The sequence below is a fragment of the Undibacterium sp. Ji22W genome, assembly GCF_049340305.1.
Classification (GTDB): domain Bacteria; phylum Pseudomonadota; class Gammaproteobacteria; order Burkholderiales; family Burkholderiaceae_D; genus Undibacterium.
In genome coordinates, this window is sequence record NZ_JBMPOU010000002.1 from 301,335 (window position 1) to 323,258 (window position 21,924).

Annotated in this window: 18 protein-coding genes and 1 tRNA gene; 9 read left to right on the plus strand and 10 right to left on the minus strand. The window is 47.5% G+C overall.

Annotation, left to right across the window (positions count from 1 at the left end; translation table 11 throughout):
- Positions 1-56: 56 nt before the first annotated feature.
- From glyS to gloA, 5 genes are all read left to right on the plus strand, one after another.
- The gene (gene glyS / locus ACO0KW_RS08160; protein ID WP_423052473.1) at positions 57-2,141 is read left to right on the plus strand and encodes a glycine--tRNA ligase subunit beta; all 2,085 of its coding nucleotides are present in this window, start codon (positions 57-59) and stop codon (positions 2,139-2,141) included.
- Positions 2,142-2,368: 227 nt separating this feature from the next.
- Positions 2,369-2,938, plus strand: coding sequence for a D-glycero-beta-D-manno-heptose 1,7-bisphosphate 7-phosphatase (gene gmhB, locus ACO0KW_RS08165; protein WP_423052475.1), 570 nt, complete (start codon positions 2,369-2,371; stop codon positions 2,936-2,938).
- A gap of 87 nt (positions 2,939-3,025) precedes the next feature.
- Complete coding sequence (locus tag ACO0KW_RS08170; protein WP_423052477.1) at positions 3,026-3,760, plus strand: lysophospholipid acyltransferase family protein; 735 nt, start codon at positions 3,026-3,028, stop codon at positions 3,758-3,760.
- Between the two features lie 147 nt (positions 3,761-3,907).
- A complete protein-coding gene (locus tag ACO0KW_RS08175) occupies positions 3,908-4,807 on the plus strand; it encodes a M48 family metallopeptidase (protein WP_423052479.1) in 900 nt (299 codons plus the stop codon).
- Positions 4,808-4,949: 142 nt separating this feature from the next.
- A complete protein-coding gene (gene gloA, locus ACO0KW_RS08180) occupies positions 4,950-5,354 on the plus strand; it encodes a lactoylglutathione lyase (RefSeq protein WP_423052481.1) in 405 nt (134 codons plus the stop codon).
- 104 nt (positions 5,355-5,458) lie between these two features.
- Here gloA and pgi read toward each other — a convergent pair whose 3' ends face one another.
- The 5 genes from pgi to ACO0KW_RS08205 all read right to left on the minus strand — a co-directional run bounded on the left by pgi (position 5,459) and on the right by ACO0KW_RS08205 (position 12,911).
- Positions 5,459-7,105, minus strand: a complete 1,647-nt coding sequence (gene pgi / locus ACO0KW_RS08185) for a glucose-6-phosphate isomerase (RefSeq protein WP_423052483.1) — start codon at positions 7,103-7,105, stop codon at positions 5,459-5,461.
- A gap of 32 nt (positions 7,106-7,137) precedes the next feature.
- Complete coding sequence (gene rsmA / locus ACO0KW_RS08190; protein ID WP_423052485.1) at positions 7,138-7,911, minus strand: 16S rRNA (adenine(1518)-N(6)/adenine(1519)-N(6))-dimethyltransferase RsmA; 774 nt, start codon at positions 7,909-7,911, stop codon at positions 7,138-7,140.
- A 109-nt stretch (positions 7,912-8,020) separates the two neighbouring features.
- On the minus strand, positions 8,021-9,085 hold the full coding sequence (gene pdxA / locus ACO0KW_RS08195) for a 4-hydroxythreonine-4-phosphate dehydrogenase PdxA (RefSeq protein ID WP_423052487.1): 1,065 nt from the start codon (positions 9,083-9,085) through the stop codon (positions 8,021-8,023).
- Between the two features lie 31 nt (positions 9,086-9,116).
- A complete protein-coding gene (locus ACO0KW_RS08200; protein WP_423052489.1) occupies positions 9,117-10,565 on the minus strand; it encodes a peptidylprolyl isomerase in 1,449 nt (482 codons plus the stop codon).
- 90 nt (positions 10,566-10,655) lie between these two features.
- Positions 10,656-12,911, minus strand: coding sequence for an LPS-assembly protein LptD (locus ACO0KW_RS08205; protein WP_423052491.1), 2,256 nt, complete (start codon positions 12,909-12,911; stop codon positions 10,656-10,658).
- Between the two features lie 378 nt (positions 12,912-13,289).
- On the opposite strand from ACO0KW_RS08205, the gene ACO0KW_RS08210 reads away from it, so the two are divergent.
- From ACO0KW_RS08210 to ACO0KW_RS08220, 3 genes are read left to right on the plus strand one after another with little or no spacing between them, the layout of a single operon-like run.
- Positions 13,290-14,330 carry an aminoglycoside phosphotransferase family protein gene (locus ACO0KW_RS08210; protein ID WP_423052493.1) on the plus strand — a complete coding sequence of 347 codons (1,041 nt, stop codon included), beginning with the start codon at positions 13,290-13,292 and terminating at the stop codon, positions 14,328-14,330.
- Positions 14,331-14,347: 17 nt separating this feature from the next.
- Positions 14,348-15,106 carry an N-acetylmuramate alpha-1-phosphate uridylyltransferase MurU gene (murU, locus tag ACO0KW_RS08215; RefSeq protein ID WP_423052495.1) on the plus strand — a complete coding sequence of 253 codons (759 nt, stop codon included), beginning with the start codon at positions 14,348-14,350 and terminating at the stop codon, positions 15,104-15,106.
- Between the two features lie 18 nt (positions 15,107-15,124).
- Entirely contained in the window at positions 15,125-16,294 is a 1,170-nt protein-coding gene (locus ACO0KW_RS08220; protein ID WP_423052497.1) for an FAD-dependent monooxygenase, read from the plus strand.
- A 95-nt stretch (positions 16,295-16,389) separates the two neighbouring features.
- Here ACO0KW_RS08220 and ACO0KW_RS08225 read toward each other — a convergent pair whose 3' ends face one another.
- The 5 genes from ACO0KW_RS08225 to ACO0KW_RS08245 all read right to left on the minus strand — a co-directional run bounded on the left by ACO0KW_RS08225 (position 16,390) and on the right by ACO0KW_RS08245 (position 21,456).
- Complete coding sequence (locus ACO0KW_RS08225) at positions 16,390-18,204, minus strand: M61 family metallopeptidase (RefSeq protein ID WP_423052499.1); 1,815 nt, start codon at positions 18,202-18,204, stop codon at positions 16,390-16,392.
- An 18-nt stretch (positions 18,205-18,222) separates the two neighbouring features.
- The gene (locus ACO0KW_RS08230) at positions 18,223-18,678 is read right to left on the minus strand and encodes a DUF3429 domain-containing protein (RefSeq protein WP_423052501.1); all 456 of its coding nucleotides are present in this window, start codon (positions 18,676-18,678) and stop codon (positions 18,223-18,225) included.
- Positions 18,679-18,838: 160 nt separating this feature from the next.
- Positions 18,839-19,423, minus strand: a complete 585-nt coding sequence (locus ACO0KW_RS08235) for a nucleotidyltransferase family protein (RefSeq protein ID WP_423052503.1) — start codon at positions 19,421-19,423, stop codon at positions 18,839-18,841.
- 40 nt (positions 19,424-19,463) lie between these two features.
- The gene (locus tag ACO0KW_RS08240; RefSeq protein WP_423052505.1) at positions 19,464-20,219 is read right to left on the minus strand and encodes a DsbC family protein; all 756 of its coding nucleotides are present in this window, start codon (positions 20,217-20,219) and stop codon (positions 19,464-19,466) included.
- A 31-nt stretch (positions 20,220-20,250) separates the two neighbouring features.
- The gene (locus tag ACO0KW_RS08245; protein ID WP_423052507.1) at positions 20,251-21,456 is read right to left on the minus strand and encodes an FAD-dependent monooxygenase; all 1,206 of its coding nucleotides are present in this window, start codon (positions 21,454-21,456) and stop codon (positions 20,251-20,253) included.
- Positions 21,457-21,627: 171 nt separating this feature from the next.
- Here ACO0KW_RS08245 and ACO0KW_RS08250 point away from each other — a divergent pair.
- Positions 21,628-21,703, plus strand: a tRNA-Phe gene (locus ACO0KW_RS08250).
- Positions 21,704-21,924: the final 221 nt, after the last annotated feature.

The window sequence follows — 21,924 nt, forward strand, 5'->3', positions numbered from 1 at the left end:
TAAACTAGCTTAGCCACCACTGACGCAACATCGCAAGTACAGAATCGAGATCGACTATGAATCAAACACTTTTACTAGAATTTTTTACAGAAGAACTACCACCTAAAGCGTTAGCGAAACTTGGTGAAGCCTTCGCCGCTGGCATTGTCAATGGTTTGAAATCCCGTGATTTCTTGGAGGTAGATTCGATTGCAACTAGTTTTGCTTCTCCACGCCGTTTGGCGGTGAGCATTACCAAAGTGCGCGCGACTTCTCCCGATAAGCAAATGCGCGAGAAGGTCTTGCCGGTAGCTGTTGCGTTAGATGCCAATGGCAATGCAACACCACCACTGACAAAAAAACTCGCTGCATTGGGGTTCCCGAATTTGCAAATTGCTGAGTTGGAGCGTGCGATTGATGGTAAAGCAGAGAGCTTTTTTTACAGCTACACCGCACCAGGTACAGCGTTGGCTGGCAGTCTTCAATTGGCGTTGGAAGAGTCCATCAGCAAATTGCCTATCCCTAAAGTCATGAGCTATCAACGCCCTGATGGCGAGACCGTGCATTTTGTACGCCCAGTCCACAGCATTATTGCTTTGCATGGTGCAGACATTTTGCCTTTGGCGGCACTCGGATTGACCGCAGGTCGGGTGACACAAGGTCATCGTTTTTTATCAGCTGGTGAAGTTTCCATAGTTCATGCCGACCACTACGCTGCAGCGCTCGCAGAGCAAGGCAAGGTCATCGCCAACGTCACTGAACGCAAAGAAAAAATCCGTGCTGCGCTACTGACGAAAGCCAATGGTGACTTAGTATTGATGCCTGAATCTTTGCTCGATGAAGTTGCCGCGTTGGTTGAATGGCCAGTCGTGTATGAATGTCACTTCGAAGAGGAGTTCTTGGCTGTGCCGCAAGAATGTCTGATTCTGACTATGCAAACGAATCAGAAATATTTTGCTGTGACCGATGCTGCTGGTAAATTGCGTTCACGCTTTTTGATCGTGTCTAACTTAGCGACCGATACACCAGAACACATCATTCAAGGTAATGAGCGCGTCGTGCGACCACGCTTGTCGGATGCGAAATTTTTCTTTGAACAAGATAAGAAAAAAACGCTAGGCGATCGCTTAGGTCAATTATCCAATGTTGTGTATCACAACAAGCTCGGTAGTCAGGCTGATCGCACCCACAGGGTCATGTCTTTGGCACGTCATATCGCGCCTATGGTCGGTGCCGATGAGAATATCGCAGAACGTGGTGCCTTGTTGGCGAAAGCGGACTTATTGACCGACATGGTTGGAGAATTCCCGGAGCTGCAAGGCATCATGGGAACTTACTACGCTTTACATGATGGCGAACATCCTGAAGTCGCCGCTGCAGCCTCTGAACATTATCAACCGCGTTTCGCCGGTGATGCGTTGCCAGCGACTGCGACGGGCACTGCCGTTGCCTTGGCTGACAAACTTGAAACTCTGGTAGGTATCTGGGGTATCGGTTTACAACCAACTGGCGACAAAGATCCATTTGCTTTGCGTCGTCATGCACTCGGCATTTTGCGTATGTTAGTGGAAAACCGTTTGTCAATTTCTCTGCAAGCTTTAATCGCAACAGCGACAAATCTATTCACAAGTAATAGCAATTTCAAAGATCCCAGTGTCGATGTCTTAGCTTTCTTGTATGACCGTTTGCGCGGACAATTACGTGAACGCGGTTTCTCTCAAAATGAAGTCGAGGCGGTCGTAGCACAAAATCCAGATACGCTAGATAACATTGTCGAGCGTTTGCAAGCGGTGCAAAGTTTTGCAGCATTGCCAGAATCTGCATCGCTGGCAGCAGCGAATAAACGCATTACGAATATTTTGAAAAAAGCCGAAGGTACACCTGGAGCGATCAATCCAGCACTATTGCAAGAAGCTGCTGAACAAGCGCTGTATAAAGCGATGGCTGATGTTAAACCTGGCGTCGATGCCGCATACGCCGCAGGTGACTTTACAGGTGCATTGAAGACGCTCGCTGCTTTACGCGAAGGCGTTGATAGCTTCTTCAATGACGTAATGGTGAATGCAGAAGATCTGGCGCTACGCAATAATCGTTTAGCCTTGCTGGCATCTTTGCATGGCATGTTGAATCAGGTCGCGGATATTTCTAAGTTGGCGGCGTAAGTAAGCTTGAAATCCCCTCTCCCGCTTGCGGGAGGGGGTTAGGGTGAAGGAAGTTCAGAAGCAGCACAGCATTTAGGTGCAAGGTCGCAAAATATCGACAAGTTCTGCTTTCAATATCATGTTGACGAATCTGAACCTCCCTCATCCCCGCCCCTTCTCCCGCTTGCGGGAGAAGGGAGACTTAAACCGACAGCATTCTGAACCGCATTGAAAAATATTAGGCAACCATGATGACCCCTACCACCAAACTCATCATTCTCGACCGCGATGGCGTGATTAATCAGGACTCCGACGCTTTCATCAAATCTCCTGATGAATGGCATATCATTCCTGGCTCAGCGCAGGCTATTGCGCGTTTGAATCAGGCTGGATACACGGTCGTGGTAGCGACGAATCAATCGGGTGTGGCGCGTAAGTTATTTCCAATGACAACCTTAAATGCAATTCACCAAAAAATGCATGCAACGGTAGAGCAAGTGGGCGGCGTGATCGACGCCGTTTTTTTCTGCCCACATAGCGCCGATGATAATTGTGATTGCCGCAAACCTAAACCGGGCATGCTGCAGGAGATCGCAACGCGTTACAACATTTCGCTTAAAGGCGTGCATTGTGTTGGTGATTCGCTGCGTGATTTGCAATCGGGATTTGTGGTCGGCTGCATACCAAATTTAGTGTTAACGGGCAAAGGCCAAGGCACGATGAACAAAGGCGGTTTGCCGCCATGCACGCAAATTCACTCTGATTTGGCCGCCATGGTGGATGCCTTGCTTAGCACGCAGACCGATGCAGACGATTGATTGACGATTGTTTGACGATTGATTAGCGATTCGTTATCGACTTTGATAACTAAAGACATATATTGAAATTTCAATTCAGGACACATAATGTATTCAGCTTTTTGTTTTATCCGCTCTTTAATTTTTGCCCTCGTGATGATCATCGCGACGGTGATCTGGGCACCAATTTGCTTCTTGTTTGCACCGCTGCCATATAACCAGCGTTATTGGGCAACTGCGCGTTGGAATGTATTTATCATCTGGGCGGCAAAAGTCATCTGCGGCATCCGTTATCAAACCCGTGGTTATGAAAATTTTCCCGACGGCCCTGTGATCGTTTTGTCCAAACACCAATCGGCTTGGGAAACCATCTTTCTTTTGATGTCGACGCCACGTCCGCTAGTTTTCGTTTTTAAGAAATCCATCACATACATTCCCTTCTTTGGCTGGGCGATTTCTTTAATGAAGATGATTCCTATCGACCGTAGCAAAGGCAAGGACGCGTTTGCGCAAGTGGTCACCATAGGTCGCAAACGTTTAGCCGATGGCCAATGGGTGATTATGTTCCCTGAAGGTACACGTATTCCGGTCGGGCAAAAAGGCAATTACAAAGGTGGCGGTACTCGCCTTGCTATTGAAACAAATACACCTGTGATTCCTATCGCCTTAAATTCTGGAGAATGCTGGCCTAAGAATTCTTTCATTAAGCGTCCAGGCATCATCACGGTATCCGTCGGCAAACCAATTGCGCCAGGTGACATGAATGCGACGGAATTAATGGCCAAAGTGGAAGAGTGGATAGAAGCCGAAATGCGGGTGATTTCTCCGCAAATTTACAAATAGAAATGCGAATAAAAATGCGCATAAAACCGTAAATAAATCACGCATAAAATATTCCATTGCAGCCGTGCTACACTCTTAGAACGCGCTCTAGAGCTTCAATTTTTCTCTTCGGCGCGCTCATAGCTACATCGTTTTGAGAGACATCGCATGACCGCTGCAAAACCAATTACCGCCCGCAAGTTATCACAGCCTTCCTTGATACAAGGCCTGCAACGCGCACTACAATTAGATTTTTTCAATGATTTGTTTGGGAACAAGGACGTCTTCATTGAGAAGCGTCCCCCGACACCTCAATCGCCGGAACACGGCAGCAGCGTTGGCTCACGCAAACGCCAGATTCTAATCCAAGACCAAGTCCTCGAATACGAACTACGACGCTCCAAACGCCGCAGCATAGGTTTTTTGATTGCAGATGAAGGATTGCGCATCACTGCGCCGCGCTGGGTGATACTGGCTGATATCGAGCAAGCCATCGTTGAAAAACAACAGTGGATCATCAGCAAACTAAGAGAAAAACGCGAGCTGGCTAAGCGACGTATAAGAGCAACCATGCGCTGGGAAGATGGCGCTCATCTGCCTTACTTAGGTAGCCATCTGACTTTGCGTATCGCCCATCAGGGTCGTACCGCAGTCACCCATGATGCAGAACAAGGAATATTACAGATATCCTTACCGCCTGATTTCGACGAGCAACAACTCAAAGACCGCGTGCAAAGCTGGTTACAACAGGAAGCTAAACGCATCTTTAATCAACGTCTTCCTATCTTCGCGCAGCGTCTGGGTGTGACGTATCATTCCATGAGTTTATCGTCGGCTGGAACACGCTGGGGTTCTTGTACCTCGCAAGGCAAGATACGATTAAATTGGCGATTAATTCATTTCTCACCAGCGATTATCGACTATGTCGTGGCACACGAACTTTCGCATTTACGCGAGATGAATCACAGCGCAGATTTTTGGGCGACAGTCGAATCCATCTACCCAGAATATGAACACGCAAAGCAACAATTGCGGCAACATGCGAGTGCTGATTTACCTGTGTTCTGATCGCCCTACTCGATTTTAGTTTGCGTCTACCTCAGCAGACGCAAACTAAAATTCAGATTCAGTTCCAGAATCGCTGCGTCAAGGCAGTCAACTTTATTTGCGAGTACAATCCCTGCCTTCCCTACTTTTTTTCGAGGCTTCCATGCGCTTACTCCACACGATGCTACGCGTCGGCAACCTGCAACGCTCTATCGATTTCTATACTGAAGTATTAGGAATGAAATTACTCCGCACCTCCGACAATCCAGAATATCAATACACGCTCGCCTTCTTAGGGTTTGGCAGCAATCCCGACCATGCTGAATTGGAATTAACTTACAACTACGGTGTTGAGTCGTATGAAATGGGTACCGCCTATGGTCATATCGCGATTTCGGTGCCAGATGCAGCTGCGGCCTGCGCCGCAGCCAAAGCGCGCGGTGGGAATGTCACACGCGAAGCTGGTCCGGTCAAAGGTGGCCGCACCGTGATCGCGTTTGTGCAAGATCCGGATGGCTATAAAGTAGAATTGATCGAGCGTGAGTTTGATACGCCTGTGACGCTGTAAACGAATACATCGAGAATTTTCGTCTTCGTAACGAAACATTTTTCTAAACGGAATCGCCCTTCCCCCAACCCTCACTCACTTGTGGGCGAGGGTGATTGCAAAACTTAATTATTTCCATAACGCCTGAAGTAGGAAATCAATCCGCGTGTCGAATCATCGAGCTGCGCGTCATATGCTTGATCACCTTTAAGCGCCGGCAACAAACTATTCGCTAATTGTTTGCCTAACTCCACGCCCCATTGATCAAAAGAATTCAAGCCCCACACCACACCTTGCACAAAGACCTTGTGCTCATACAAAGCCAGTAACATGCCCAACTGAAATGGATCGAGGCTAGTCATCAAAATCGTAGTCGATGGTTGATTACCGGCAAAAACCTTATGTGGCAAGAGTTTCGCAATCTCAGCTTCCTGCAAACCTGCGGCCGCTAATTCTATGCGTGCCTGTTGCTCAGTTTTTCCAAATGCCAAAGCGGAACTCTGCGCTAGGCAATTTGCTAACAATGGTGCTTGATGTCCAGGTAATGGGTAATCGCTGCTAGCGGCAACCACAAAATCGCAAGGAATTAACCAACCGCCTTGGTGCAATAACTGGAAGAAAGCATGTTGACCATTCACGCCGATTTCACCCCAGACAATCGGGTTCGCGCGGCAACTCAAGGGCTCGCCATCACGCCCTACTGTCTTGCCATTCGATTCCATTTCTAGCTGTTGTAAAAAGCCGGGCAGATGCCGCATGGATTCATTGTAGGGCAATACTGCGGTGGTTTCTGCACCGAGAAAGTTGGTGTTCCAGATCGACATAAGTGCAAGCAATACTGGCAAATTTTTGTCCAAAGGCGCACTACAAAAATGTTTATCCATGGTTTCCGCGCCTTCAAGCAAACGCTCAAAACCGCGCATACCGATTGCCAATGCGACTGACAAGCCAACCGCAGACCATAAGGAATAGCGACCGCCCACCCAATCCCAGATCTGCAAAATATTCGCATCTGGGATACCAAATTCGTGGGCTTTGCTCGGGTTTGATGTAACCGCAATAAAGTGCTTTGCAATTGCCCATTCTTCCATCGCTGCAGCCAACAACCACGTACGTGCTGTATGTGCATTAATACTGGTTTCTTGTGTGGTGAAAGTCTTCGACGCCACAATAAATAAAGTCGTATGCGGATCAAGTTTTTCTAGCAGCGGCGCGAGATGAGCACTATCCAGATTCGACACATAATAGAAATTCAATCCAGGATGCTGCAGCGCCGACAAGGCGCGTGTCGCTAATTTCGGACCGAGATCAGAACCGCCAATACCGATGTTCACAATATTCTGAATTGCGTCACCTTTGAAGCCACGCCACAAACCACTGCGCACGCGCTCAACGATATCGCGCATTTGTTTGCGCACTGCATGCACTTCGGGCATGACATCATTTTCCGCATTCGGGAAGGGCGTGAAATCGGTATGGCGCAACGCTGTGTGCAAGACGGCGCGGTTTTCGCTGAAGTTAATTTTTTCACCGGCAAACATGCGATCACGCCAGTCTTCAACCTGAGAATGCTGTGCCAACTTGATCAAATCATTCAATGCCGCAACATCGATACGCTGCTTGGAATAATCGACCAGCAAGCCATTGAGCTCTAAGGAAAAATGTTTAAAACGCTCTGCATCATCGGCAAACAAATTACGTAAATGTTGATTTTGCAAACGCGCTTTGTGACCCAACAAAGCTTGCCATTCTGGTGTATTCGTCAGGTTCATAATGTCGGGCTCATCGTATCTGAATTACATAATTAAACGGGTAACAAATTCGCGAGTGCGACATACTGTTCTAGTGGAATCGCTTCCGCACGTAATTGCGGATCAATGCCGACTTCCATCAACTGCTGCTCAGTGAAAAGACCCGCGACACAGTTGCGTATAGTTTTACGACGCTGCGAAAATGACTTGGTCACGACTTGTTCCAAATTCTGCAATTTACACGGCAGTTTTTCTTTTTTTGGAATCATACGCACAATGGCGGAGTCAACGCGCGGTGGCGGATCAAACGCCGTTGGCGGTACGATAAAGAGCAACTCCATGTGATAGCGCCATTGCAGCATGACGGATAAGCGACCGTATTCTTTACCGCCCGGCTCTGCCACCATGCGCTCAACGACCTCTTTTTGCAACATAAAATGTTGGTCTTCTACTTGTTCCGCATACTCAGCGAGATGAAATAATAATGGACTGGAAATATTGTATGGAAGATTGCCAACGATGCGCAGCTTCTTACCTTCATTCACAGGAATTGACGCAAAATCAAATTGCAGTGCATCGCCTTCATGAATAACTAGTTTGGTGGGATCAAAACTTTTTTTCAAACGCGCAACCAGATCGCGATCAAGTTCGACGACATGCAGTTGGTCCAAACCTTCAAGTAACAGACGTGTCATCGCCGCCAGGCCAGGGCCAATCTCGACCATGCTCTCACCGCGCTGCGGATTAATGACACTGATAATGTCATTCAACACCTGCTGATCGGTCAGAAAATTTTGTCCAAAACGTTTACGTGCGATGTGCTTCATATTTTTATATTGTCTGACTATTTATTGATTAATCGATGGTCCGATGCCCCGATGATCCGATGCTCACTAAATGCTGCTCGGCGGTATTGATCGCGATCGATGACAGGCTTTAACTGTGATTCGCAGCCTGATTTCGACCGGCATTTTGGCGCGCTACCATTTCTGCAGCAATACGAATTGCGACCTTCATACTGCCAGCGTCGGCTAAGCCGGTACCTAATTTTGCCAGATCTAAAGCGGTACCATGGTCAACTGAAGTACGGATCAAGGGCAGGCCCAAAGTGATATTCACGCCCAATCCAAAACTAGCGTACTTCAAAACCGACAAGCCTTGATCGTGGTACATCGCCAATACGCAATCAGCATCTTTCAAGTATTTTTGCTGGAACAATGTGTCAGCCGGAAATGCTCCGTGTACGTCCATACCCAAACTGCGTGCATGTTGAATAACGGGATTGATGACGTCAATTTCTTCGCGCCCCAGATAGCCATTTTCACCTGCATGCGGATTTAAACCAGTAACAAAAATCTTGGGTTTAGCGATGCCAAATTTTTCTTGTAAATCATGATGAATAATCTGCAATGTCCGCAATAAGTCATCGAATTGAATCGCATCAGGTACTTCGCGCAAGGGCAAATGTGTCGTCGCTAACGCTACCCGTAAAGCTTGAGGTAAATGCTTGGACGCCTCACATGCCAGCATCATCACCACTTGGGGCGTGTGGGTTTGCTGTGCCAGATATTCAGTATGTCCGGTGAAAGCGACACCCGCATCGTTGATCGTGCTCTTTTGAAGTGGCGCGGTAACCATCGCATCGCACCAGCCACGTTGTATTGCGTCAATCGCTACATCTAAAGTCGCCAATACCGCCCGACCATTGCGCGGATCAAGCTGCCCAGCTTGCACATGCGCCGACAGGGGGCAATCGATGACGGTGATTTGATCCTTGCCACATCCCGGCAAACCATTATGTCGAAGAGCTTGTTGTGAAACGCCCATGAGGCGGATATTTTTATCCAAATCATGTGCCAACATCGCCAGATAAGCGGCATCGCCTATCAATATGGGTCTAACCTGCGCACGCAATTCCCACGCCGCCAGTAAGGAAATTTCTGGTCCTATGCCGGCGGGTTCACCAACAGTAATCGCGATGACAGGTAGATTCGATCCCATTATTTTTGATGCTTGCTTTTAATTTTTATTCTTACTTCTGTTCATTTCGGAATTCAACATAAGCACGGTCACGTAATTGACGTAACCAGTCTTGCAATGCTTCTTCTGATTTGCGAGCACGTACTGATTGACGAGCAGCGACACGTTTACGTTCTTTTGAATCATCACTCACTTTACGATCCAACACTTGAATCAAGTGAAAACCCATTTGTGTTTCGACTGGATCGCTGACTTCGTTCACCGCCAATTTATTCATAGTCGTTTCGAAATCAGGGAAAGTGTCGCCCGGATGTACCCACCCTAGATCGCCACCTTTTGATGCAGAAGAATCGACAGAATTAGCCTTCGCCAACTCTTCAAAAGTCGCCGTTTTATTCGCGATCTTTTGCTTCAACTCTGCCAGCGTGCTCTTTATTTGCGCGGCTGTCATCAATTGAGTAGGACGCATCAGAATATGCCGCACATTGGTTTCTTGTACGGTGTTCGCAGCGGCAACCGGAGCGATATCGCGCTTACCTAAGAGTTTAAAAATATGGAAACCATTCGGGCTACGGATGATTTCTGAGAAGCCACCAACGAAGCTGATCTTGTTCACAGCTTCCACGAAGATCGTCGGAATCTTATCTTGTTCGCGCCAGCCGACTTCACCGCCTTTTAAAGCTTCATTTGAATCAGAATAAGTCGCTGCCAACTTCGCGAAATCGTCGCCAATACGCAATTTTTTGTAGACTTCCTGAGCGCGGGCATTGCGCTGTGCGATGATTTCTGGTGTCGCATTTTCTGGAATACGCACCATGATGTGACCAAGATTAATTTCCTGATTTTTGCTTGGAGACACTGCTTCGGCTGCGAGGAAATTATCTACTTCTAATTCGGAGACTTGTAATTTGCTATCGACTTCACGTTCACGTACACGCTGCATCATAATATCGTCGCGGATTTCTTCGCGGAAAGAAGCGAACGAAGCACCTTCGCGTTCAATCTGATTGCGCATTTCTTGCAGCGTCGTTTTATTTTGTTCTGCCATTCTTTGCAAAGCGCGATCAAGCATGATGTCATCAACGCGCATACCTTGCTCTTTCGCGAGCTGAACCTGCAGCCTATCAATAATCATGCGTTCCAGAATTTGCTTTTCCAGATCAGCGCGTGCAGGCAATGGTGTGCCTTGCGCTTTTAAGTTACGTTCGATCGAGTTGATCCGTTCATCCACTTCCATTTTAGTAATGACTTCATCGTTCACCACGACAGCAATGCCATTGATTACTTGGTTTTTAGAAGCTTTTTTCGGAGCAACTTTCGCGCTTGCAGCCAACGGATCTTCAATCGGCGCTACGGGTGAAGCAGATTGGCTTGCAGGCTTGCTGGCCGTCTGTGCGCCGGCGGTGACAGAAAAAGAAAGTCCAAATAATGCTGTCAGGCAAACTGAAAGAGTCAAAGCTGCCGGACGTTTCCATTGATTCATGTGCAAATTGTGTCGCATAGTGATCCAAAATTCATAATAAAAATGAGGCGCTAGCTATTCATCCTCGACTTTTATCGCCATTTTCTGGCGAAAGCTGCAATATACACGCTAATTCGTAGCCTGATAACCTGAAATATTCTTTTTCAAAGTTTCAACCGGATTTGAGCCAAAACCGATTCTTGCCAAGCCATTTAATTCTAGCTGTATCGAAAAACCGGAATTATTCGATAAGTTAGTTGTCGCAAACCTATGCGCAACAAAGCGCAAAGCCCAGCAGTCGGCGCGATATTCAAAGCCCGCGAGACCTTCGACCAACTTATTGTTTTGCAAAGAATAGTTACTCTTACCGACGACATACCAACGATGCGCCATTGGCCACTGTCCAGACAATTCCAATTGCTTCAACACTTCACGCTGAAATTGATATTGCAAATTCAGTATTTTCTTCGGTGCGGGTTGCCAGCGAATTGCGTAATTCGAGCGCACTGACTGGCGATCACTCTGACTCACCTGCAGAGCTGCTTCGACATTCAAAGTATCTGATACCTGACCTGTACCAGCCAATAATAGATCAGAGCGACTAGGGTTCGATTTACCATCCAGACTGACTTTTTGCGTATTGAAATAAAAGCGCTGCCCCAATGCAAATTTAAAGCGCTCTGCGCCATTGTCTTCAATAAAACGGGACACCAGCGCCGTCGTGACTTGATTTGAATCCCCGATACGATCATGTCCAGTGAAACGATTTTCACTAAAAATTTGTGCGAAGTTAAAATCAGCAAGTGCGGTATCAAACAGTGGATAATCTTTTTGATCGCGATATGGCGTATTCACATAGAACAAACGCGGCTCTAGCGTCTGTGTCATTTTTTCACCTAATAAGCTGGCGCGACGTTCAAACACTAAACCGCTGTCGATAGAGAAAATCGGCACGGTTCTTTGCAAACTATCCGGCTTACCAACTGCGGGATTATCAATTTGGTAGCTAGTCGCATGAAACGCCAGCTTCGGCACAATAAAGTAAGCAGGCTGTATATACGGCAAAGAGATTTGTGGATTAAATACCGCACGCTGACCACGGGTAAAAGTGGGATGCCAAAAGCGCGTCATTGAGGCATCGACGGACCAATCCAAGCCAGCCACATCGCTCTGTCCAGCGTGGAAACTAAGTTGTGGCAGACGCTCGTAAGGCAGCGTAATCGGCGCTGTAATATCTTGCAAAACCTGATAGCTGGTAGAGCGCAAGGCGGCATTCCAGAAACTGCCATAATAATCAAATCCGATATCGCGCACTAACAAACGTTGCGCAGTCTTGGTTGTCGAATTCGAAAAATCAGCAGGATAATCGTTGTCAGATGCCTTGTTCAAATTCCAAGACAAGACCAATTCAGGCGTAAAATTTTGCCGATGCACAGAGCTACCGGAATAACGGGTCGTGTCAGTCAATTTATCGCGAATCACTTCGACTGCCGTTTCACCGGCATAAGTCTCACCTAAGTACCGACCTTCCATTCCCAACTGCAGGCCGCGTCGTGCGATGAATTTTGGATGCAAAGTGAAATCACGATTGGGGGCGATATTGAAATAGTATGGCGTACCAAATTCGATACCCCCTTTATTTGAATGCCCGACCGTGGGCGGCAATAAACCTGAGTGACGCGCACCAGAGAGAGGGAAACTAAAATTCAGCCACGATGGGGTACCCATAATCGGCACGCCTTTAAAGTACAGGACGGATTTACCAGCCACGCCGGTATCTAACCCCGTATCTAGGCTCATGGTATCCGCACGCAAATACCAGTCCGGATCTAAACCTTCACAAGTACTGTAAGTTCCGTTAGAAATTCTCGCTCTTTCTTCACTTTCAAATTCAATTTTTTCAGCGCGTCCCTGACCATTATTTTTAGCGAAAAAATAGCTAGGATTTTGTACAAATCCTGCGCCTGTTTCCAAAATAAAACTCATCACATCGCCGCGATAACAGTCGCCATTACGCTTCAATGTCACTTTACCGACCGCATCTAATTGATCATCTAATTGCAAGTAGGTTGCCTGATCCGCACTAAAATTTAAATTGCCGCGAGTCACTTCAACCTGATGTTCAAGTTGGATCATACGGTCTGGCTGACCCGAGACTTGTTCTGCTTTAAGGACGGTCGTCAATGCGGCTGCGTTGTCTGTTTTTCCGATCAGAACAGGCGTTATCATCGGTTCTGTCACTGTGCTTTTCTTGTCCTGACCAGACTGTTCTTTTGTATTCGCGGTTTGCGCTGGAACGACTTGTTGTGCTTGTGCCGCACCAAAGGCAGTTAGCAAAACACTTGCCATCAAAGTGCGAGCATATACCGAACCTGCCGGAAACATAGCTGCTTGCGTCGATGAATGCGATAATAGCGTTTTTATTGGATGACTTTTCCGGCGCATGGAATGGTTATTTGATGACATTAAATTAAATGTTTCTCTGGCACTTACGTTTGAGCTGACAGACTTGTGAATTACCTTGCTATGAAATTAAGCACAACGCTGGCTTCCGATAGCAATGATAGCAATTTTACAGTCTACAAAAGCCGCCTATTATAGGCGTAAACCAAGCGCAAACGCTTGTTGACTTCGCTTTCGTGCGTGGATTAGTAAGACTGCTTCAACGAAGCGCGTTTATTTTTGTTATTAAAATATATTTTCATTCCACACCAATTCCAACATCAACGATTCCACTTCACACTTTCTGTTATTGATACTTTTATGATCTCCGCCTCTACTCCCCAAGATGCACAACGCCTGCAAGAATTAAACACTTGGTTAGCCAGCATTGTCAGTCCTAAGCTCGATCTTGCCAGCTTGCGGATTGCTTCCGCCGATGCCAGCTTCCGCCGCTACTTCCGGATTGATGGCGAAGCAGAAGGACATCGCTACAGCTTTATCGTGATGGATGCCCCGCAACCGCAGGAGGATGTCAAACCTTTTATCCAGGTCGCAGCATTATTTAAACAGATCAACCTGACTGTGCCGGAAGTGTTGGCGCAAGATACTGCGCAAGGTTTTTTGCTACTAACGGACCTGGGCACAACCATGTATTCGCATGTACTCAATAGCGACACTGCGCATAAGTTATACCTAGATGCGATTGATTCCCTGATCTTGTTACAAACCCAAAGCCAGCCCGATGTTTTGGCAGAATACGACAGAGAATTCTTAAAACGTGAATTGATGATTTTCCCAGAGTGGTATATCAATCAGCATTTAGGCGTGACACTGACCGAAGCACAAGAAGCCAGTTTGCATCAAGTATTTGATGCCTTGTTGGCAAATATCGTGGCACAACCACAGGTTTTTGTACACCGTGACTTTCATTCACGCAATTTGATGTTGATGGACAAAGGCAATCCCGGCATCCTCGATTTTCAGGGCGCTTTATACGGGCCTTTGACTTACGATCTGGTCTCTTTGTTGCGCGATGCATATGTGCAATGGGACGAAGAAATGGTACTCGACTGGGCGATTCGTTACTGGGAAAAAGCCAAAAAAGCTGGCTTGCCAGTCGCCCCAGATATCGACAGTTTCTATCGCGACTTCGAGTTCATGGGCTTGCAACGTCATTTAAAAATTCTCGGCATTTTCGCCCGCCTCGCACACCGTGATGGCAAACAGCATTATCTCGACGATATACCGACTGTGATGGAATACGTACGCAAAACATCGCATCGTTATAAAGAACTGATCCCATTGCTGCGCTTATTGGACGTACTGGAAGAAACAGCGCCTAAGTTCGGCTATACATTTTAATTACTTCAGGTCCTCCGATGAAAGCAATGATATTGGCCGCTGGTCGCGGTGAACGTATGCGACCTTTAACCGACACCTGCCCCAAACCTTTGTTGAAAGTACGTGGCAGACCTTTAATCGTCTGGCACATTTTAAATTTAGTAAAAGCAGGTATAACCGATATCGTCATCAATCACGCACATCTCGGTCAAATGATCGTTGACACACTCGGCGATGGCAGCAAATTCGGCGCCAAACTGACTTACTCGGCAGAAGAAACAGCCTTAGAAACTGCAGGAGGCATCGCCAAAGCGCTGCCATTACTCAGCGATGGTATCGACCCTTTTATCGTTGTCTCTGGAGATATTTATATTCCGCACTTTAATTTTGCAGAATGTCTGAATACGCTGGAAGATAAAGATATGTGGGGAAATCCACATCCTCTCGATCAACGCGATGTGGCATGGTTATACATGGTGAAAAATCCTGAATTTCATCCGCAGGGCGATTTCTCCTTAAGTCTGATGGGACTTAAAAATGAGGTGCGCGTCGATATGCAGAGACTCACTTTTGGCAACATCGGCGTCTATCGCCCTGAGATGTTTTCGGGTATTCAAGCTGGCAGTTACGCCAAATTGGCGCCGATCATGCGCGACTATGCTGATCGAGGCCAACTTGGTGGCGAACTTTATCGGGGCGAATGGCATAACGTCGGTACACCAGAGCAATTGGTGGCCTTAAATTCACCACTGGGACACTCCGCTTTAAGTAAAATCAATCTGGATGCATCTCACTAAACCTTCTCGATCATCAGCATGTCTAACTTAGCGCCATTACCTCATCACACACGATTTGCCATTTGCGGCGCAGGCCCCGTGGGACAAGCTTTGGCTTTACTCCTGCATCAGGCGGGCATCGCGGCGAAGGATATTCTGCTGTTTGATGCGAAAACGCATGCGCAAGTCGGCCAAGATGCCCGTAGTATCGCCTTATCTTATGGCAGTGAACGGATCCTGAGCAAACTTGGCGCCAAACCAGAAAAAACGACTGCGATTACAGAAATCCATGTATCACGCCGTCGTCATTTTGGGCGCAGTTTTATCAGCGCCAACGATTACAAACTGCCTGCACTTGGCTATGTTGCACGCTATGGTGACATCATCAGCCCTTTAGAACGGGCATTGCATACCGCATCCATCGTGACTCACAGACCGGTGCATGTGACTAGTATCATTGAACATGCGCAATACGCCGAGATAGCGTTACAAGATGGAAGCCGCTGTACCGCTGACGTGGTAATACAAGCAGAAGGTGGCACTTTCGCCGACCAAGAAAAACGAATACAACACCACGACTATCAACAAACCGCTGTGATTGCACATGTTAAAGTCGAACGTGCCATCGCCCATCGTGCGTTTGAGCGATTCAGTGATCAGGGGCCGATTGCTTTGCTACCTGAGGCAGAGGGCTATGCACTAGTGTGGTGTATGCGTCCAACGCAAGCCACCGCTGCCCTAAACCTGAACGACTACGAATTTCTGTCTGCACTGCAGCTAGCTTTTGGTGATCGATTGGGGAGCTTTCTCAGTGTTAGTCCACGCGTATCGTTTCCATTAGGACTAAACGCGCAACCACAGGCTAGTCAACACATCGTACGTATAGGAAATGCAGCGCAAACATTACATCCTGTCGCGGGACAAGGTTTGAATCTCGGGTTACGCGATGCCTATGTACTGGCGCAATGCCTGAACCGTCATTCAGCGCTGGATGCATCGAATGCAGCAGCACTGCAAGAATTTTTAAACTTACGCAAAGTAGATCGCCAAGCCACAATCAAACTCACCGACACCATGGCGAAAATTTTCGCTAGCAGCCAGGATGGAAGCTTTGTACAAGGTCTACTCGGCATGAGTTTGTGTGCGGTCGATCTCCTGCCACCTGTGAAGAAATTATTAGCTGAGCAGTTGATGTTTGGTTGGCGCTAGACTTTACCGTTTAACGGTTTGCCCCACGCGCCAACAAAGACATGGAGCTCCTGCCCACACAGGAGCGACCATGGCTGACATATTTCCAAGATGAATCAGGCCGACGGGCGTTTCTTTGCCCCCGCAAATTTTTGATTCGAGGCCAAAGTAATCGTCAGCGCCGGAGCGTCATCCGCCTGCAATTTAAGATCTACGTTCAGCAATTCGTCGCGACGGAAAACGTGTACTTGCACCGTTTCACCGATGTTGTACGCCGCTAACAGATTACTCACGCCATTTGCCACATCAGCTGCAGTCACGCGCAAGCCATTGATCGCGACTAGCAAATCACCGGCCGACAATCCTGCTCTATGCGCAGCGCCCTGCTCGTAGACGTGCGCGAGTTTGCAATCTGCACCGCTCTTAGAAAAACGTACATTCAACGATGCTTTTTTCGCAGAACCGGCATCCAGACAATCCACCGCAAATTCAGCATACAGTTTCGCCAATGGCACGTCTTCTGTGCCTTTGATGTATTTATCGATAAAGCGTTTGACATTGACGCCCGTTGCTTGCTCAACCAAGCCTGCGAATTCTTCTTCACCTAAGCCTTGTTGCTTACCTGATGGCACTTTCGCATAAAAATCTTTACCGAATTTTTTCCACAAAGCGCGCATCACATCATCGAGTGATTTTTTCCCTTGAGTTTCTGCACGTATACTTAGATCAAGACCGAGTGCGACCAAAGAACCTTTCGCGTAATAACTGACGATGGCGTTCGGTGAATTTTCATCTTGTCGATAATACTTCGTCCAAGCATCAAAACTAGAATCTGCCAAACTTTGTTTCTTGCGCCCACTACCGCGCTGCACAGAGTTGACCGTCTTGGCGATCAGTTTCAGATATGCATCTTCGTCAATCAATCCACAGCGACGTAAAATCAAGTCATCGTAATAGCTAGTAAAGCCTTCAAACAACCATAACAAACTCGTGTAGTTTTCCTGACTTAAATCGTAGTTCGCAAATACTGCGGGCTTAATGCGTTTCACATTCCAAGTATGGAAGTATTCGTGACTACACAAGGCCAAAAAGCTACGATAGCCCTCGCTCATACTCGCATCATTCTTGGTCGGCAAATCGGCACGGTTACAAATTAACGCGGTCGATGCACGATGCTCTAAACCCCCATAGCCATCGCCGACTGCCATCGTCATAAAGACATAGCGCGACATCGGTGCTTGTTTGCTGCGAGGTTCAAAGAAAGCGATTTCGGTTTCACATATTTTCTGCAAATCCTTAGCAAGGCGCGCGAGATCGAGATTCGGCACTTTACCGGTCACGACGAAATCGTGTGGTACTCCATGCGCCTTAAAACTGACCAAGGCAAATTCGCCCATCTCTACAGGATGATCGATTAAGTCATCATAATCGCTAGCGATATACGAACCAAAGCCGTAGCGTTTGGCTTTTAATTCCGGCAAAGAAGTCGCGACTCGCCAGTTTTTCGCCGCTGCATCGACTGGTTTTTGAATCTCCAACACGTGTGGCGAATGCTCTTGACCATGCACCTGTAAAAACACGCTGGTGCCATTAAAGAAGCCATGGCTCTGATCGAGATGCGCAGCCCGCACCGATAAATCCCAGGCATAGACTTCATATGAAATCTGTAAAACACCTTCGCATGGCGCTGCCCGCCAGCTAGTTTTATTCAATTTTTTCAGCGCGACTTTTTTGCCATTGGCTGATGCACTGATACGAATGATATTGCGGGCGAATTCACGCACCATATAACTGCCCGGGATCCACACCGGCAAGGACGCAATTTGTCCGGCAGGATCAGGCGCAGCGATCGTCAACGTAACTTGAAATAAATGAGCAGCCAAATCGTGTGAGGTGATGCTGTAGTGCACCGCGGGGGTTTGCTTAGTCATGATTACTATTCCCCCAAGTTATAAACGAATATTTGCAGCAAGGAAGGTAAACACTTGCGTCGTCACCACTACCGCTGTCAAACGGAAGCGCAATTCGACAAACCAAGATGGCATTGCGAAACGCTGGTACATGCGTTTATCGTATTGATAAGAGTAAATGAACGCTGCCATTTGCACCAAAAAGCCCACGACTGTTATTTGCGACATCGCGAACCAAGCAATAATGACTGGTAATACACCCGACAATAAATCTCGTTTCGCATCTTGTGCACTCCGCTCCTTACCTATCAATGCCAAGCCCCAGTGCAAGCCGCCGAGAAATCCCAAAATGGCGATTCCGTAGACCAGTTGCGCTTCCACAAAGAACGGCATCCATTCTGGATGAACTATCCAGCACAACAAAGTCAATAAGACGAAAGGAACCAAGCCAAGCAAGCCGAGTCGCGTGGCAAATTGTTTATCAAGATTATCCATATCAGGCGCAAGAAGATCGCGTCGCAGCGAACGTAGAAAGAAAGCCGCTATTTTAGGCGAAATAGCAGGGGCTTGCGACGATTTACCATGAAAGCTAGGGAACTTATTTAACTACCTATGACGTAAATGAGGTAAATGCACTAAATCACTGTTAAAACGCTTAAATCAAATCTTCAGGGCGATCGATGTCACGCAAAATCCCAGGATCAGCCACGATCAATTCAGTCACGGGAAATTTTTGCAATAACTCACGCGCGCCGCGATCACCCTCTACTTGACACAACGGCTGACGATATTTATTTGCAAAACCGACTGGATTGCCACGCCGCCCGCCGAAAACTGGCACCACAATCTCAGCACCCGCGGCCAAGCTTGCCGCAATGGACTGAATTGTCTCCACGCGAACAAATGGCATATCCGCTAACGCGATGATAAAAGCGTCGACCTGTGCAGGTAAATGCTGCAATCCCGTACGCAGTGAGTTTGACATTCCCAATCGTGCATCTTCGCAGATCACCATCGACATAGCTAAAACCTTGAGCGTATCGTGTACTGCGTCTGCTTCTCGCGCCACTACCGCGATGGAATGTGGCAGCGCCTGTTGCAAATTCATGGCACTGGTATTGAGAATCGAGCGTCCGTTAGCTAATTGCTGCAAAAGCTTATGTTGCAAACCACTGGGGTCAAAGCGTTTCCCTTGCCCAGCGGCCAGTAAGACACCGTAACAGAGAAAAGGCTTTGACATGCTTTAGTGAGGGCTTAGTGGGGGAGCCAGAAACACTAGTTTATTTCACTGCCACAGCCGGAGCAGAAGTCTTCAGGTTGGCAAATTTCTCTTCCAGAGCCTTCACATCTACCATCCCGGGCAGACGTGAACCGTCAGTAAAAATCACCGTAGGCGTACCAGAAACGCGCATTTTCTTGCCCAATGCTAGTACTTTTTCATGCGGAGTCGTACAGCTAGTGGCAGCAGCCGGTGCTACTTTGCCGTTCAGCATCCAATCATCCCAGGCTTTACTACGATCGGCAGAACACCAGATGTCACGTGACTTCGTAATCGAATCTTCTGCCAAAATATTGTACATAAACGTGTAGACCGTGATGTTATCGACCGCCTGCAATGTTTTTCTAAATTTTTTGCAATAACCACAATTCGGATCTTCAAAAATTGCTATGACGCGCTTGCCGTCACCCTTCACATACTTAACCGCGGCATCTAAAGGCAGCTCGGAAAAATTCACGCGATTCAATTCATCGGTACGCTGTTTCGTAAAATTCACAGTTCCTTTGACATCAATGATGCTACCGACAAAAACGTATTTGGCTTTCTCATCGGTGTACACAATCTCATTACCCATACGCACTTCATACAAGCCGCTATATGGCGTTTTGGTGACGGAATCCACCTTCACCCCACCGCCAATATTCGTAGAAATCATTTTTTTGATATACGCCTCTGTTTGCGTTTGTGCTCCGGCAACACCAACAGATCCGACGGTCATCAGCGCAGTGATAGCGAGCGCAAAAAAATTCTTTTTCATAATAGCTTTCTCAAATAAATTCATGTTTTGCTTATTTTCCCATCGCATGGGAAATCAATTTTCTTTTTAGGACAGGCAAGCTGTTCAGTAAGTTCATTCCCACATTGCGCACCAGACGAACGGCAGGAAATTCGCTACCAAAGAGCCGCGCCAAGCCATCTGTTGTGATTTGCATCAACGCGACTTCTTCACTGCGAGCACGACGATAGCGGCTCAATAGTCTCGTATCACCACAATCTCGATGCGCCTCACGCTCATTCAAAATCTTCAACAATCCCTGCACATCGCCAAAACCCAGATTCATGCCGTGTCCAGCCAAAGGATGAACCGCATGCGCCGCATCACCAATTAAAGCGATCCGTTCTGCCACCATGCTATGCGGGCGAATCAGACGCAATGGAAAGGCTTTGATGGATTCTGGTTGCAAAGGCGTCAATTGTCCCAAGGCTGACGCAGCGTAAGGCGCCAAGCGTTGCGTCAATTCTCCTAAAGAACCCTGCATCAACTCAGCAGCCAATGCATCTGGTGCTGACCATACTAGGGATACCTGATTTCCCGGCAAAGGTAATAAGGCAATGATGCCCTGCGCTTCCACAAACCACTGACGGGCGATGCCATGATGTGGTTTTTCACAGGCAAAATTCGTGACCACCCCTTGCTGCCCATAGGAGCGGTAATCCAAACCGATATCGGCCTGACCGCGCACCCACGATTGCGCGCCATCTGCACCAACAACCAACTGCGCCTGTATCTGCCGGCCATCCGTTAAACTAATGCGGGCACTGCTTGAGTCTGTAATAAGCTTTTCGGCTTGGCCAACCACATATTGAATATTCGGTGCAAAACCCAGCGCCGCATCCAAAGCATGGTTCAAATTACTATCTTCAACTATCCATGCCAACTCATTGATATAAGCACCATAGGCATCGAAGTCGAGCTTACCGTCCACCGCCTCAGCCGCATCATGCACTTGCATCGCAGTCACTGGCGCAATCCGTGTTGCATCCAAGGCATTCCATACTTTGAGACCATCGAGCAAGTCATGTGCAATATGATTTAAAGCAAAAACCCGCACATCCCATTCCTTAGGTAACGCCCGTGCCGTATTGCGCTGCGTCGCAGCGGCGCTCAACAAAGTCACCGACAACCCTGCCTGCGCCAACCCCAAAGCCGCAGCCTTCCCGACTGCACCATCGCCGACGACACAAATATCCGAAAGAATCATCTGATGACTCATGGCTAACCTTTATATAACTAAATCCAGCGAAACCCACATTCGCCGCCTATTATACGTGAGCTAATTCTCTTATTAAGAACGCCTTGATATCTACTGATATGCGCTTATCGATAAGGTCAAAACAGAAATTATTTGCTTTTTCAAAGATAAGTGTCTATAATTCTTGGTCTTGGCCTGGTAGCTCAGTCGGTAGAGCAGAGGATTGAAAATCCTTGTGTCGGTGGTTCGATTCCGCCCCGGGCCACCAAGAAATTCGTATTAAAGAAAATGGCTTGCAGAAATGCAGGCCATTTTTTCGCCCTGACCTTCTCGATGCTGTTTATCGCCTGCGTCTCCCTGCCTATTTTTTCATCTGGCACACCACGCCCTACACGGCTTCTCTTTGTTACCCACAAATAGTGCGCTATGATGTTTCTTTCTATTAAGTTATGCGACTCGTTCGTGACTTATTGAAATCAGTCTCTTCTT